Here is a 14,231-nt window from a genome sequence, read left to right on the forward strand (position 1 = left end):
CGCATCTAGGAGAGGTGCGCACTGGTCGAGATGGCGTTCACGCACTGATCCTCCGTGTGGAGTTCTGGGCGGGGTCTTCGTTCATGGACTGAGCACGCAGCGGCGTCCGGCCACGGATGATGTCGGCGGCCTTTTCGGCGATCATGATCGTCGAGGCATTGGTGTTGGCGCTGACGATGGCGGGCATGATCGAGGCATCGACGACGCGCAGGCGTTCCAGCCCACGCACGCGGCATTCCGGATCGACGACGGCGCCGGGGTCATCGGCCGCACCCATCCGGCAGGTGCCGACGGGGTGATAGCAGGTCTCCAGCGTCTGCCGGATCCAGCGATCGATCTCCTCGTCCGTCTGAATGGCAGGGCCAGGAAAAAGCTCGGCGCCGGCAAAGGGAGCAAGCGCGGGCCGAGAAAGTATGTCGCGCAGCAGACGGACGCCGGCGCGCAGGTCGGCGAGATCCTGCGGATCGTCGAGATAATTGAACAGGATTTCCGGCGCCTGGAACGGGTCGCTGTTGACAGTCCGCACATGCCCGCGGCTGCGCGGCCGCATCAGGTCGATATGAACCTGGAACGCATGTTCGGCGAGCACATCTGTCCCACCCGGCACGACCGCCAGTGGCATGAAGGTGAACTGGATATCCGGCTGGTCGAGCTCTGGCCGGCTGGTGATGAAGCCTCCCGCCTCGAAATGATTGGTCGCCGCGGGGCCGGAGCCCTTGAGCAGCCATTCGACGCCGGCAAGCCAACTGCGCGGCGCACGCGTCACCGGATAGAGCGAGACCGGCTGCTTGCAGAGGTGCTGGATGACGAGATCCGGATGGTCGTTGAGGTTCTCCCCGACGCCCGGGAGCGCGTGGCGCACCGTGATGCCGGCGGCTTCGAGATGCTCGCGCGGTCCGATGCCCGACAGCTGCAGGATATGCGGCGAGCCGATGGCGCCGCTCGAGAGGATGACCTCGCGGCTCGCCCTGGCGAGATGCTCTCGCCCACCCCTGGAATAACGCAGCCCCGTCGCGCGCTGGCCCTCGAGTTCGACACCCAGCACATGAGCGCCGGTGATGACTGTCAGGTTCTGGCGGTCGCGCGCAGGGTTCAGATAGGCATGCGCCGCACTCCAGCGGCGGCCGCGCCAGGTGCTGCGTTCGACGGCGCCAAAGCCTTCCTGCTGGCTGCCGTTAAAATCGGTCGTTTTGGGATAGCCGGCCTCGACGCCGGCCTCGACGAAGGCCTTCGCGAGCGGTGATGCCTCGACATCGCCACGGGTGATCCGGATCGGGCCGCCCTTTCCGCGCAGCGTATCGGTGTCCGCTGGAGCGGTCTCCGACCGACAGAAATAAGGGAGCACGTCCTCATAGCTCCAGCCGCGCGCACCAAGTTGCGCCCAGCCGTCGAAATCCCGGGCGTGGCCACGCAACCAGACCATGCCGTTGATCGAGGAGGAGCCGCCCACGACCTTGCCGCGCGGATGGCCGAGCCGCCGGTTTTCCAGATGCGGCTCGGGCGCCGAGGTGAACGCCCAGCTATAGCGGGTACCCCAGACGACGCGCGACATGCCCGCGGGCATTCTCAGCCAGATGGATCGATCCTCGGGACCGGCCTCCAACAGCAGGACCCAGCATGAAGGGTCTTCCGACAGCCGCGCGGCAAGCACGCAGCCTGCCGACCCGGCGCCAGCGATCACATAATCCCAGGACATATCGGAGCCATCGGTCATTCCCGGATCGCCTTGTAGCAAAGCGTGTGGAAATGATGGACGAGGTTCTCGCTCTGGTTCGGGCGGGCGTCGTCGATGATGTATTTGCCCGCGCCGAAGCCCAGCGAATGCAAGCCCTTCTGGTTGGTGACGTTGAGTTCGATATCTTCAGGCCCGAGCTGGGTGTTCATCCATTCGATCGCAGCCTTGGTCACCGGCGGTTCCTCGCGATCCCTAGGCGTATAGTAGCCGAAGCGCAGCAGCGACTTTTCAGGGGTGAGCGGGGTCATCACGAAGACGCCCACCATGTCGGTATAGGGGAAGGAATAGAAGGTCGTGTTGGGAAAGATGCCGATATTGAAGAACCAGTCGGTCTGCCAGGTCGAGCCTTCGAGCGGCACGCCGTAGGCTTCCTTGGCACCCGTGTTCGGGGGGCCGATATAGGTCCACCAGTCGCCATAAGGCGTCAGCGTATAACCTTCGAAATCGATCAGGGCTGCCAGGTCCTTGTGAACCGGGCCGGAGAGGTCGAAATGGTAGCCTTCGATCGAGTTCTCCTGGATCACTTTCCAGTTGGCGTCGACGATGACATCGGTCTCCGACGACAGCACCAGATTGTCGAGGTCAGGCAGGAACCTGCGCATCTCGGCTTCGGCGCCATCGGCGATCTCGGCAACCGGGCGCGCGTTCTCGTCAAGCGTGATGAAGACGAAGCCGGCGAAGACCTCATGGCGGACTGTGCGAAGGCCCCAGTCCTTCTTCTCGAAATTCTCGAGGTTTTCGGTACGCGGGGCGGCGCGCAGGCTGCCATTCTGATTGTAGCACCATGAGTGATAGCCGCAGCGGATCACGCCGGTCCTGTTGCCGCGCCGCTCCTCGATCAGCCGGTTGCCGCGATGCCGACAGGCATTGTGAAAGGCGGTAATCTCGCCATCCCGGCCGGCCATGACGATGACGCTCTGTTCGAAGATTTCCTGGACGACGAAATCGCCGGGCTTGGCAAACTCGCTGACATGCCCGACGACGTGCCAACAGTTCATGAAGATCTTTGCCTTCTCCTCATCGAACACGCCTTGATCGAAGAAGAACCGCGCCGGCATCGACGTGCCCGTTTTCGGATCGCTATAGTCCCACGTCAATTGCGCTATGGTCATGTCACCCTCCTGCTAAACCGTGCGGCCCTCGGGAGGACCGGTTGCGAGAGATATTATGGCTCTGCAGATGCGGACACTTGACGATTTCCGCCGCATCTTGTGCGATGCTGCCTGAGCAGCTTGCCAAAAATCAATAATGATTTTAATAATTTACAGGATTTCGCATGACCTCGCGATGCAGATCTTGATCAATTGGACAAATTCGGACACGATTGTCCGAAAAGATCAAAGGCATTTCATGTCCATCGAAAATCCCGGGTCCCATCGCCTCGGCCTCGTGCTCGTTCCGGGCTTCTCCTATCTGGCTATGGCGATGGCGATCGAGCCGCTGTTCATCGCCAACTGGATTGCCCGGCGCCAGCTGTTCAGCTGGAACACGCTGTCGACCGATGGCTTCGCGGTAACGGCGAGCAACGGCATGCAGACTCCGGTCGATCATCCGCTTGGCACGACGGAGCGTTTCGACGTCGTGCTGGTGCTGGCGAGCTTCGACGCCCGCCAGGCAGCCACTGACGCCCGCCTGCTGAAATGGCTGCGCTGGGCCGAGCGGGGGGGCGCCGAAGTCGGCGCGATCGAGACCGGCAGCGAGATCCTGGCAGCGGCCGGCATGATGGAAGACCACACCGCGCCCGTCCACTGGTACAATATCGAAGGCATGCGAGAGCGCTATCCCAGCGTGAACGTGACCGATACGCTCTTCAGCCTTGCAGCGCGTCGGCCGATCTCGGCAGGCGCCAGCGCAACGCTCGACATGATGATCGCACTCGTTGCCCGCGCGGCCGGCCAGGAGCTGGCAAATGAAGTTGCCCAGCATCTGTTGTTGCAGAAGCGGCACGGCAACGACCGCCAACAGACGCTCGACATCCGGGATCAGGGCGTCGCGGCGCGCGACCCCGTCGCCCGCGCACGCCAGATCATGGCATCGACGATTGACGAGCCCAAATCCTGCACCAGGATCGCCGAGATGGTCGGCGTTTCGGAAAGACATCTCCAGCGCCTGTTTCAACAACAGCTCGGCTCCGGCATGGCGCAGGTCTATCACATGCTCAGAATGGAGCGGGCGCATCAGCTGGTTCAGCTGACCGACCTGACGATCACCGAGGTCGCGGTGGCCTGCGGCTTCTCATCGCTCGAGGTCTTCTCCCGGACGTACAGGAAGGCGTTCCACGTCTCTCCCAGCCGCGACAGGCGTCAGTCCGTCGATAGCAGCGTCTTCCGCCTTGGACACCCTGGAGGGCAGCCGCAGAAATGAGGTCGGGGCGCGGCGTACACCATCATGCTCGACCCGAGCACCACGCGCTGGCGGTTGGCTAGCGTTTTGCCTGGAGCGTTTCATCGTCGCTATCCGAGAAAACCATCCGCCTCACGTCGCCACCGCTCGGCTCCGCCGACGCATCCAAGGCCACAGGATCAACCAGCTCACCAAGGCAAGATTGACGCAGTTCCAAAGGAAGCCGTGCAGGAAGGCCAGACGATACGAGCCGGTGGCGTCGAAAATATAGCCCGCCGCCAGGCCTCCACACGCCATGCCGAGGACCGTCGCCATCAACACCAGGCTGATCCGGATGCCGGCCTCACGCGGCGGCAGGTACTTGCGAATGATCACCGCATACATCGGAACGATGCCACCCTGGAATAACCCGAACAGGCCGGAGATTACATAGAGCGACGACTGGCTGTTGAAAAACAGATAGAGCAGCAGCGCTGCCGCCTGCATCGAGGAGCCGAGGATCAGCATCGGACCGGCACCGATCCGGTCGGCGACCGCCCCGGACGCCAGGCGGCTGACCACACCCAGCCCGAGCATCAAGGCGATGATCTGCGTGCCCACCGCCACGCCATAGCCGAGATCCCCGCAATAGGCGACGATATGGACCTGCGGCATCGACATTGCCATGCAACACGCAAAGCCGGCCACGACGAGAATAGCCTGCAGCGCGTTGGGGCTTAAACCCAGTTCGCTGCGTGCTGCTTCGGTAACGGCCTCCGCCTGGACATAGGTAACGGCCTTCAGACGCCGCTGCAGCAGCAGGCCGATGGGCACCATCACCAGCGGCACGAAGATGCCGATTCCGATATGGGTGGCGCGCCAGCCCTGGCTCGTCTGGAAATGCTCGATGACCATCGGCCAAACCGCGCCCGAGAGATAGCTGCCCGAGGCCGCGAAGGCGACCGCGAGCGCCCGGTGCCTGCTGAACCAAAGCGAGAGGTCGGATATCAGCGGCGAGAAGCCGGCAGCCGATCCAAGGCCGATGACCAGCGAGCAGGCGGCGAACTGCCAGATATTGGCGGTAAAGGCGGCCATGATATAGCCAATGCAGAGCAGGAACGCCCCGATAAGCACCGGCACGACGATGCCGCCCCGATCGGCCAGCCGCCCCATCGCCACTCCGCCAAAGGCAAAGCCAAGCATCGTGCAGGTATAAGGCAACGAAGCACCGCCACGCACCGTCTCGAACTCGAGCTGAAGGGTTGGAAGAAGCACCACGACGGACCAATTGCCGACGCAGGCAACGGTGCCGAGAATGAGCGTGAGGACCAGCCGCCACCAGGCATATCTGGAATCGATCTCTCCAGAACCAGAGCCACCCGCCGCAGCCATCTTCTTTTCGATCAAGGCCACGGCAACGACTCCTCGGGATGCGATTATGAACTGAAAGCTCTCGGAATGCCGCCAAGAACATCGGTTCGGTGCAGCGAGCTCCGGTGCCTTGGATACCCAATGACCGGTAGAAGCTCAACCGCGATCGTCGCGACAAATGCGGATCGGCCCTCGGCATTGCGCCTGCACCCGCAAACCCGTCTTGCGAGACGATATATTTTATGTCTAAACCTTCTCAGCCAGCCGAAGCCGCATCCCTCGTTCGGCGCGGCAGCGGCGATCCGCCGACAAAGGACAACCAGCATGAAGGCAGCACTCTACAGATCGTTCGGCGGGCCTGATGTGCTTGAATATGTAGACATTGCTGATCCGGTTCCGGCGGAGGGCGAAGTGCTGGTGCGGCTGGAGGCGGCCTGTGTCGCACCGTTCGACTGGAAGCTGCGACAGGGCCTGTTGCAGGCGCATTTCAAGACTGATTTTCCCTTCATTCCGGGGCGCGAAGGTGCCGGCATCGTCGAAGCTGTGGGCACTGATGTTACCGATCTCAAACCGGGCGATCGTGTCAGCGTGCTCGCGGGCGCGGCCAAGGGTGGCATTTATGCGGAAAAGGTCGCCCTGCCCCTCCGCAATATCGCGCTCATCCCCCCTTCCCTTGCGCCGGCGCAGGCGGCGGCCGGGCTGAACGCTGGCATCAATGCGTTGGTTTGCTTCGACATGGCGATGGTGAAACGCGGCGAACGCGTGCTCGTTCATGGTGGCGCCGGCGCGGTTGGCGGCATACTGGTGCAGCTTTGCCACGCCGCCGACGCCCATGTCGCGGCCACCTGCCGCGCCTCCAACAAGGACTATGTCGCCAGTCTCGGGGCAGATACGGCCATTGCTTACGACAACGAAGATTTCGCCACCCTTCGCGACATCGACGTGGTCTTCGACCTGATGGGCGGGGCGGTCCACGACCGCTCCTATGCCGTCATGCGGCGTGGCGGACGGCTCATCTATCTGAACGCCCTGCCGATTGTCGATCGCGGCGCTGAATTCGGCGTCACAGTGACCCTCGGCTACAAGGGGCCTGCCGACGATCCGGAGATGATCGCGAGGGTCGTCGGCATGATGGCGTCCGGCGTCTTCCGGCCACAGGTCTCGTCGACCATGCCGCTGTCGGAAGCGGCGGAAGCGCACCGGCTCATCCAGTCCGGCCAGGTCACGCGCGGCCGGCTGGTGCTGACGATGTAGTCAGCCGGGAAGCACCTCTTCGGTTGCCATCGGATAGTGGAAAATGCCGCCTTCGTATGGCGGGAACTTCTCGAAATCCCTGCGAAGCTGAAGCCTTGCCGGCGAAGCCAGGGCTGCGGTCAGCGCCTCGGCGCTGTCGAACATCACGCGGTTGCGCTGCATATGGTTGGCGCGAAGCCAGGGCAGGCTGCCGCACCAGTCGACGCGCGACATAATCTCGATCGAACGGATGCCGGGGAACTGGCGCATGACCGGCGGGTGGCTCTCGATATAGTTGGAAAGCCAGAGATTGAGGTCAGCCGCGGGGCCCTCGTAATGCACGACGAAGCTGCAGGGCAGACCGGACGTACCGGGCCGAACGACGGGATCGTCGACGGGATACGATCGCGCATAGAAGGCCTGCTGGTTGATCGCCGCATCGCCTAAATCACCGAGCAGACCGGTGCCAACGAGCAGCTGAAGTGGTCCGCCGGCCGACGCAGCGGCCTCCAGATCAGGCAATTCGGCGAAATAGAGCTGGAGCGACAAGGGCGGCGGCGTGCCGTCATCGATGAACCGGTCAGTTGTCGTTTCGGGCGTGAAAATCAACGCCCGTTCGAGGCCGGCAACGCCGGCGAGAAGGGTCCGGAGAGCCGGCAGCGCGGGCTCTGGCAAACCAATCGAATGGCCGGGAGTATTTTCAAAAGAGAGGAAATAGGCAAAGGACATTGGGCTATCAACCATACAATTTCGATTGGGTTTCGGGGGTTCTTTCAGAATGCCGCGACCATCTGATCGGTTATATCCATATCCTTGGTTGCGTTGTCCAACAATCTGTTCACTGCCTTGCGAGCACCGACCGGATCACGCATTCCAACCCCCACTTGACATGCAGGTATTTACCTGCATATTATCCCTCGCATTCGAGAGACACCGATGGACACGGACGAGGTTTTCAAGGCGCTGGGCGACCCGACACGCAGGAAGCTGCTGGATCTTCTCTGTGAGAGGAACGGGCAGACGCTCGGCGAGCTTTGCGAACATCTCGATATGGCCCGGCAATCCGCCACCCAGCATCTCGGAATACTGGAGGCGGCGAACCTGGTGAGCACGGTGAGGCGTGGGCGGGAGAAGCTGCATTTCATCAATCCCGTGCCGCTCTACGAGGTCTATGAGCGGTGGATACGGAGATTCGAACATCAGCGGCTCAGCCTGCTGCACGACCTGAAAAAAGAACTCGAAGGAGAATGACGATGACCAGGGAAAAGACCAGCTTCGTCTATGTGACCTATATTCTCTCGACCCCTGAAAAGGTGTTCGAAGCAATCACCAAGCCGGATATCGCCAAGCGCTACTGGGGCCACGAGAACGTCTCCGACTGGCGGCCGGGATCGAAATGGGAGCACATCCGCGCCAATGACACGCGGACTGTCGAACTCGTTGGCGAGGTCATCGAGGTCTCGCCGCCGGACCGCCTCGTCATCACCTGGGCGAATGCCTCGCAGGCCGCCGATCCCGAGGCCTACAGCCGGGTGACCTTCGCGATCGAGGAGTTCAACGGCGGCATGGTGCGGCTGACCGTCAGCCATGACGAACTCCAGGCCGATAGCGGCATGGCGAAGGGCGTGAAACAGGGTTGGCCCGCCGTGCTCTCCAGCATGAAGTCCTTCCTCGAAACCGGCCAGGGGCTCGACGTCTTCGCCAAGCCGAAATCGGCGGCCTGATCGTAATCCATACATTCCACATCTGGAGAATGACGATGACCAAGCATTTTATCGGCGGCTGCGCCTGCGGCGCGATCCGCTATGAAACCACGAGCCAGCCGATCTTCGAGAACCATTGCCAATGCAAAGATTGCCAGGTACGCAGCGGCACGGGGCACGGATCCTACCTAACCTTCCCCCGGCGCGCCGAGGTGACGATCAAGGGTGAAGTGCGCACCTGGAGGATGATCGCCGATAGCGGCAAGGAAAAGATCCAGGCCTTCTGCCCGACCTGTGGAACGCCGGTCTATCTGACATTTCCGGAGGCGGGGGACTTTATTGCGATCGCCGCAGGTAGCCTTGATAACCCCGCCCTGTTCAATCCGCAGGTGGTTACCTATACAGTTCGCGGCCATGCATGGGATACGCTCGATCCCGCGCTCAAGACATTCGAGAAAATGCCGGGATAGTGCCGCTGGAAAAGGAACCGCAGATGATCGACGCGACGCCATTCAACTATCCCTATGACGGCAATCTGAACCCGGCGGCGACGGCGCTGATCGTGATCGACCTGCAGGAGGATTTTCTCTCCGAGACCGGCTATTTCGCCCTGCAGGGCTACGATCCGTCGCCGCTTCGGGCGATCCTGCCAACCGTCAACGCGCTGATCAAAGCTTGTCGTGCCGCCGGCATGCATATCATCCATACCCGCCAAGGCTATCGCGGCGACATGGCCGACATGACGCCCTACGAGAAATGGCGCCGTGCACAGAGCGGCCTCGAAGGTACCGACGTGCTGCTGCGTTCGGCCAAGGGCTTCCAGATCGTGCCGGAGGTCGATGTCCAGCCTGCGGATATCATCGTCGACAAGACCTGCAACAGCGGCTTCACTTACACCGATTTCGAGCATGTGCTGCGCGCCCGGGGCATCACCCACCTGCTGTTCAGCGGCTGCACCACCGATGTCTGCGTCCATACGACGCTGCGCGAGGCCTGCGACCGCAATTTCCAGTGCCTGACGATTTCGGACGCCTGCGCGAGCGGCGACCAATATGCCCACGCGGCGGCGCTGCACATGGTGACCGTGGAATTTGGCGTCTTCGGCGCGCTGGCGGATTCGAAGGCCGTGCTGGCGGGGCTGGCGAAGCTTGCGGAGAAGTCCGGCTAAAGCATCCGTGCTGTGCTTTTGAAAGCCCCTCATCTGCCTGCCGGCATCTTTCTCTCAACGCCGAACACTACGTGGCAGGCGGCTGCTCTTGTATGCTTTTGACGCCCTTCACCTTCTCCCGGGACCACTGAAAGGCCACGTAGAGCACGGGGATCAGGAAAATACCGACCAGTGCCGCGCCCAGCATGCCGCCGAACACGACTGTGCCGACACCGCGGCGGCTGAGCATGCCAGCGCCTTCCGCAACAACCAGCGGGATGAGGCCGGCAATAAACGCAAAGCTCGTCATCATCACGGCGCGAAAGCGTTCGCGTGCGCCTTCCACAGCCGCTTCCGAGATTCCCAGCCCGCGTTCGCGTCGCTCCATGGCGAACTCGACAATCAGAATGCCGTTCTTCGCAGCAAGAGCGATGAGAACGACGAGGCCGACCTGGGCGTAAATGTTGTTGTCGAGACCGGCGATCTTGAGCGCCAGCATCGAACCGGTGATGCCGGCTGTCACCGACAACAGCACGGCGACCGGGATCGACCAGCTCTCATAGAGCGCCACGAGGAACAGATAGGCAAAGAGCACGGCAAGGCCCAATATGATCGTCGTCTGACCGCTCGCCTCGATCTCCTGGAGCGCGGTCCCGGTCCATTCGTAGGTATAGCCCGGCGGCAGTGTCGATGTGGAAACGTCCTGCATCGCGGCGATCGCCTCGCCCGAACTGCGCCCCGGTGCCGGCCCGCCATTGATCGTCGCACTTGCATAATTGTTATAGCGTACGACGAGCTGCGGCCCGAGAATGAGGCGGACTTCGGCAAAGGCTCTGATCGGGACCATCTGTCCCTTGTTGTTTCTGACGTTGATCTGATAGATGTCGTCGATCTTCGCCCGCGCGGAGGCCTCGCCCTGAACCGTCACCTGCCAGGTTCGGCCGAACAAGTTGAAGTCGTTGGCATAGGCACTGCCGAGGATCGACTGAAGGACATTGAAAACATCCGAAACCTCGATGCCGAGCGTCTGCAATTTCTCCCGGTCGATTTCGAGATAAAGTTGAGGCGTGGCGGCCGCATAGGTCGTGAAGACCCGATCCAGTGCCGGAGCCTGGTTTGCCGCAAACACAAGTCCGCGCGCGACCTGCGCGATTTCGGTGGAGCTGGCGCCACCGAGGCTCAGGAGCTGGTATTCGAAGCCGCCGCCCGTCCCCAGTCCGATGATCGGCGGCAGGTTGTAGACGATCACATTGGCTTCGACGACTTTTTGCAGCTCGAGGCCAAGGGTGGAGATCAGGCCGTTCGCCGAAAGCGCCGGCTCGGTGCGCTCCGCGAAAGGCTTCAGGGTTATTGCGAGCAGGGCCGCGTTCGATTTTACCTGACCGTCAAGCAGGCTGTAGCCGACCACGGACATGACGCCCTGAACGCCATCCGTTTTACGTATGATCTCTTCGATCCGCTTGGTGACGGCATCGGTCCGGTTGACGGAAGCGCCGTCCGGCAGGACGATTTCGCCAAAGATCGCGCCTTGATCCTCCGAGGGAAGGAAGCCCGTGGGCGTCGCGGTGAACAGCCAGCCTGTACCCGCGGCAAGAACGGCCAGCACGACCAGGCCGAGCACGGCGATGCGAACCAGCCGACGCACTATGGACGCATAGCCGTCGCGAGCGAGATCGATGCCCTTTTGAATATAGCGGATCGGGCCGCGCTTCGGGCCCTGATGTGCCTTGAGCAAAACCCCGCAGAGAGCGGGCGAGAGCGTGAGCGCGCAGATGGCGGAAATCACCATGGATACCGACACCGCAACGGCGAATTGCCGGAAGAGCTCGCCGGATATGCCTGGGATGAAGGCTACAGGTACGAACACCGAGAGCAGCACCAGTGTGATTGCGATGATGGGAGCGGTGATTTCCCCCATGGCGCGGCGAGCCGCCTCGGCCGGGGTAATGCTCGGATCCTTTTCCAGATGCGCCTCGACCGCTTCGACCACCACGATGGCGTCGTCGACCACGATGCCGATCGCCAGAACGAGCGCAAGAAGCGATACCGTATTGGCCGAAAACCCCAGTGCCAGCATCACCGCGAACGTTCCAACAAGCGATACCGGCACGGCGATCAGCGGGATGAGCGTCGCGCGCACGCTTCCCAGGAACAGATAGACGACGAGGACGACGAGGATGAAGGCCTCGATCAAAGTCTTGACGACCTCCTGGATGCTCTCCTCGACAAACTTTGTCGTGTCATAGGTGATCTGGTACTCGACACCTTCCGGGAATGAAGGTTTCAGCGTCTCAAGCAGTTTGCCGATCGCCTCGGCGGTGGCGATCGCGTTGCCTCCGGGTGCCTGATAGATGCCGAGGACGGCGGCGGCCGCGCCGTCCTGTCTTCCGATTTGTTCGGACGACTTCGAGGCGAGCTCAACGCGCGCAACGTCGCGGATCCTCACGAACGAGCCGTCGGGATTGGCTCTGAGGACGACACTTTCAAATTCCTGTATGGTCGAAAGGCGTCCCTTGGTCTGAATGGTGAGCTGAAATTGCTGGTCAGGCAAGGCAGGCTGGGCGCCTATGCGGCCGATTGCTGCCTGGATGTTCTGGCTCTTGAGTGCATCGACGATATCCTTCGGGGTCAAGCCGTAGTTCGTAAGGCGTTGGGGGGTAACCCAGATACGCATGCTGTAATCGGACGGCGTCAGGAGTGAGACATCGCCGACACCAGGTATGCGCTTCAGGCCGTCGATAATGTTTATCGTCGCGTAGTTCGACAGGAAAAGCTGGTCACGACTGCCATTCGGAGACGTCAGCGAGATAAGTTGCATCAGCGCCGAGGACTTTTTCTTGACGTTGATGCCCTGAGCCCGAGCCTCCTGCGGAAGTTGCGCTTCGGCGAGGTTGACGCGGTTCTGCACATTGACCGCATTGATATCGGGATTGGTACCGACCGCGAAGCTGACAGTGAGCGTGTAGCTGCCATCGTTGCCGCTTGTCGATTTCATGTAGATCATGTTGTCGACGCCGACGACGCGCGATTCAATCGGCTGGGCCACGGACTGCTGAACGATCTCCGCGCTCGCACCGGGATAGCTGACGGTCACAGAGACCTGCGGCGGCACGATGTCCGGGAATTGCGCTATTGGAATGGAGGCGAGGGCCACGAGGCCCGCGATAGTGATGACCAGTGAAATGACAACCGCAAGCCGTGGCCGATCGATGAAAATCGTGGACAGCATGGCTCAGGAACCCGATTTGACGACGACCGGCTCTACGACCTGGCCGGGACGAACCTTCTGCACCCCCTCGGTGACCACCATTTCGCCCGCCGCAAGGCCCTTTGTTACCGCAAGATCGGCGCCCTGAACCTGCCCTGGCTCAATCCGCCGAACTTCAATCTTGTTGCTCTTGTCGACGACAAGCGCATAAGGACCGGCCTGGTCCATCTGGATCGCCGACTGCGGTACGAGCAACATGGTCTTCGTAGTCCCGCTCTCAACGATGACATTGACGAGTTGGCCATCGATAAGGATGCGGTCGGAATTGGGAAAGGTCGCGCGCACCGGCACCGTGTCGGTGCCTTGATCCACGGTAACGTCGACGAAATTGACTTTTCCGGGTTCGGGATACTGTTTTCCGTCGGCAAGCTGCACCAGAACAATTGCCGCGTTCACATTGTCGCCGAGTTTTCCGGCGCTGCCCAGTTTTTCGCGAACTGCCAGAATTTCGCGCTGGGAGACAGAGAATGTCACGTAGATCGGATCCTGACTGACGATCGTTGCCAGCGCGTCGCTCGACGGACCGACGAAGTTACCGATAGAATATTGCGAACGACCGATGCGTCCCGCGATCGGAGCCCGGATATCGGTATAACCAAGGTCCAGCTTGGCCTTGTCAAGTGCTGCCAGGAGCTGGGAAAGACGTGCCTTGGACTCTTTCTGCTTGGCCGTCGCTACGTCAAGTTGCGCTTTGGGCGCAGCATTCTTCGCAATAAGGGTGTTCAGTCGACCCACCTCGATGTTGGCAAGCTCCAGCGCGGCCTGCTCCGACTCGACGGCACCCTGCGCCTGTGCAAGGGCAGCCTCATACTGTCCCTTCTCCATGACATAGAGAAGGTCGCCGGCCTTGACGTCCTGTCCTTCCGAGAAGCGCCTTTGCTCCAGGAAGCCATCAACACGAGCGCGCAATGTCACCTTGTCTATGGCTTCGACGCGTCCGGTAAAAGAGATGGAAGGCTGAATGTCTTTCGAGACTACCGGCATTACGGTAACGGTCGGCAGTGGCTTGGCTGGCGTCTCTTTTTCCTGCCCTGCCGCGCCAAAGCTCGTAGTCACGGTGACAATGAACACCGCTGCAACGACCAGACCGAAGCAGCTCTCCTTCGTGCTACCACCAACCACACTCAGCCTCCCCTAGCGTGACAAATAACGCTCTCAGGAACCGGTGATTCCCAAGTTATGTCAGGACATGACACTTAGCCTTCGTGGAAAATAACGTCGGCTCAGACTTTTGATGTCAAACACACTCAATCGGTTTGAGTGATAATCCTCTCACGACGCCCTTGGAAAGACAACCGGTATTTGCAGCGCTGCCGGCAACCGATCGTGTGGTGGTTCCCGCCCGACCAGCAATCTCGAGCTGCTCCGGCTCCATCTGCGGAAGCCGTGAACACAACCGGGAAACCGATTGCAAAAAACACCTGGCAATGCCAAATGCGACTGGTGACCCCA

The 14,231-nt window shown here is 61.3% G+C and carries 12 protein-coding genes; 6 read left to right on the top strand and 6 right to left on the bottom strand.

The window, feature by feature from the left end; all coding sequences use genetic code 11:
- Positions 1–37: 37 nt before the first annotated feature.
- Together ACSQ26_RS28945 and ACSQ26_RS28950 are read right to left on the bottom strand one after the other, a co-directional pair.
- On the bottom strand, positions 38–1,714 hold the full coding sequence (locus ACSQ26_RS28945; protein ID WP_436015657.1) for a choline dehydrogenase: 1,677 nt from the start codon (positions 1,712–1,714) through the stop codon (positions 38–40).
- On the bottom strand, positions 1,711–2,847 hold the full coding sequence (locus tag ACSQ26_RS28950) for an aromatic ring-hydroxylating oxygenase subunit alpha (protein ID WP_436015659.1): 1,137 nt from the start codon (positions 2,845–2,847) through the stop codon (positions 1,711–1,713). Before ACSQ26_RS28950 ends, ACSQ26_RS28945 begins: the two co-directional genes overlap by 4 nt.
- A 238-nt stretch (positions 2,848–3,085) precedes the next feature.
- Between ACSQ26_RS28950 and ACSQ26_RS28955 the strand changes: the two genes are divergently transcribed.
- Positions 3,086–4,099 (top strand): GlxA family transcriptional regulator, encoded by a 1,014-nt coding sequence (locus tag ACSQ26_RS28955; protein ID WP_436015661.1) that lies wholly within the window; start codon positions 3,086–3,088, stop codon positions 4,097–4,099.
- A 111-nt stretch (positions 4,100–4,210) separates the two neighbouring features.
- On the opposite strand, the gene ACSQ26_RS28960 is transcribed toward ACSQ26_RS28955, so the two are convergent.
- Positions 4,211–5,464: an MFS transporter gene (locus ACSQ26_RS28960; RefSeq protein WP_436015766.1), complete on the bottom strand. Its 1,254-nt coding sequence runs from the start codon at positions 5,462–5,464 to the stop codon at positions 4,211–4,213.
- 288 nt (positions 5,465–5,752) lie between these two features.
- Between ACSQ26_RS28960 and ACSQ26_RS28965 the strand changes: the two genes are divergently transcribed.
- Entirely contained in the window at positions 5,753–6,682 is a 930-nt protein-coding gene (locus ACSQ26_RS28965; RefSeq protein ID WP_436015663.1) for an NADP-dependent oxidoreductase, read from the top strand.
- On the opposite strand, the gene ACSQ26_RS28970 is transcribed toward ACSQ26_RS28965, so the two are convergent.
- Entirely contained in the window at positions 6,683–7,390 is a 708-nt protein-coding gene (locus tag ACSQ26_RS28970; RefSeq protein WP_436015665.1) for a hypothetical protein, read from the bottom strand. It abuts the gene before it with no gap.
- A gap of 207 nt (positions 7,391–7,597) precedes the next feature.
- On the opposite strand from ACSQ26_RS28970, the gene ACSQ26_RS28975 reads away from it, so the two are divergent.
- From ACSQ26_RS28975 to ACSQ26_RS28990, 4 genes are read left to right on the top strand one after another with little or no spacing between them, the layout of a single operon-like run.
- On the top strand, positions 7,598–7,912 hold the full coding sequence (locus tag ACSQ26_RS28975) for an ArsR/SmtB family transcription factor (RefSeq protein WP_436015667.1): 315 nt from the start codon (positions 7,598–7,600) through the stop codon (positions 7,910–7,912).
- A 2-nt stretch (positions 7,913–7,914) separates the two neighbouring features.
- Entirely contained in the window at positions 7,915–8,385 is a 471-nt protein-coding gene (locus tag ACSQ26_RS28980) for an SRPBCC family protein (RefSeq protein WP_436015669.1), read from the top strand.
- Positions 8,386–8,420: 35 nt separating this feature from the next.
- On the top strand, positions 8,421–8,834 hold the full coding sequence (locus ACSQ26_RS28985) for a GFA family protein (RefSeq protein WP_436015768.1): 414 nt from the start codon (positions 8,421–8,423) through the stop codon (positions 8,832–8,834).
- A gap of 23 nt (positions 8,835–8,857) precedes the next feature.
- Positions 8,858–9,532 carry a cysteine hydrolase family protein gene (locus ACSQ26_RS28990; protein ID WP_436015671.1) on the top strand — a complete coding sequence of 225 codons (675 nt, stop codon included), beginning with the start codon at positions 8,858–8,860 and terminating at the stop codon, positions 9,530–9,532.
- Between the two features lie 67 nt (positions 9,533–9,599).
- On the opposite strand, the gene ACSQ26_RS28995 is transcribed toward ACSQ26_RS28990, so the two are convergent.
- Together ACSQ26_RS28995 and ACSQ26_RS29000 are read right to left on the bottom strand one after the other, a co-directional pair.
- A complete protein-coding gene (locus ACSQ26_RS28995; RefSeq protein WP_436015673.1) occupies positions 9,600–12,740 on the bottom strand; it encodes an efflux RND transporter permease subunit in 3,141 nt (1,046 codons plus the stop codon).
- 3 nt (positions 12,741–12,743) lie between these two features.
- Positions 12,744–13,901 (bottom strand): efflux RND transporter periplasmic adaptor subunit, encoded by a 1,158-nt coding sequence (locus ACSQ26_RS29000; RefSeq protein WP_436015675.1) that lies wholly within the window; start codon positions 13,899–13,901, stop codon positions 12,744–12,746.
- Positions 13,902–14,231: the final 330 nt, after the last annotated feature.

It is taken from the genome of Rhizobium sp. LjRoot254, assembly GCF_964254105.1.
Taxonomy (GTDB): domain Bacteria; phylum Pseudomonadota; class Alphaproteobacteria; order Rhizobiales; family Rhizobiaceae; genus Rhizobium_E.

Excerpts from the sequence above, each read along its gene's own strand:
- ACSQ26_RS28945 (WP_436015657.1), bottom strand. The coding sequence starts at position 1,714 with ATGACCGATGGCTCCGATATGTCCTGGGATTATGTGATCGCTGGCGCC.
- ACSQ26_RS28950 (WP_436015659.1), bottom strand. The coding sequence starts at position 2,847 with ATGACCATAGCGCAATTGACGTGGGACTATAGCGATCCGAAAACGGGC.
- ACSQ26_RS28955 (WP_436015661.1), top strand. The coding sequence starts at position 3,086 with ATGTCCATCGAAAATCCCGGGTCCCATCGCCTCGGCCTCGTGCTCGTT.
- ACSQ26_RS28995 (WP_436015673.1), bottom strand. The coding sequence starts at position 12,740 with ATGCTGTCCACGATTTTCATCGATCGGCCACGGCTTGCGGTTGTCATT.
- ACSQ26_RS28990 (WP_436015671.1), top strand. The coding sequence starts at position 8,858 with ATGATCGACGCGACGCCATTCAACTATCCCTATGACGGCAATCTGAAC.
- ACSQ26_RS28980 (WP_436015669.1), top strand. The coding sequence starts at position 7,915 with ATGACCAGGGAAAAGACCAGCTTCGTCTATGTGACCTATATTCTCTCG.
- ACSQ26_RS28965 (WP_436015663.1), top strand. The coding sequence starts at position 5,753 with ATGAAGGCAGCACTCTACAGATCGTTCGGCGGGCCTGATGTGCTTGAA.
- ACSQ26_RS28985 (WP_436015768.1), top strand. The coding sequence starts at position 8,421 with ATGACCAAGCATTTTATCGGCGGCTGCGCCTGCGGCGCGATCCGCTAT.
- ACSQ26_RS28970 (WP_436015665.1), bottom strand. The coding sequence starts at position 7,390 with ATGTCCTTTGCCTATTTCCTCTCTTTTGAAAATACTCCCGGCCATTCG.
- ACSQ26_RS28975 (WP_436015667.1), top strand. The coding sequence starts at position 7,598 with ATGGACACGGACGAGGTTTTCAAGGCGCTGGGCGACCCGACACGCAGG.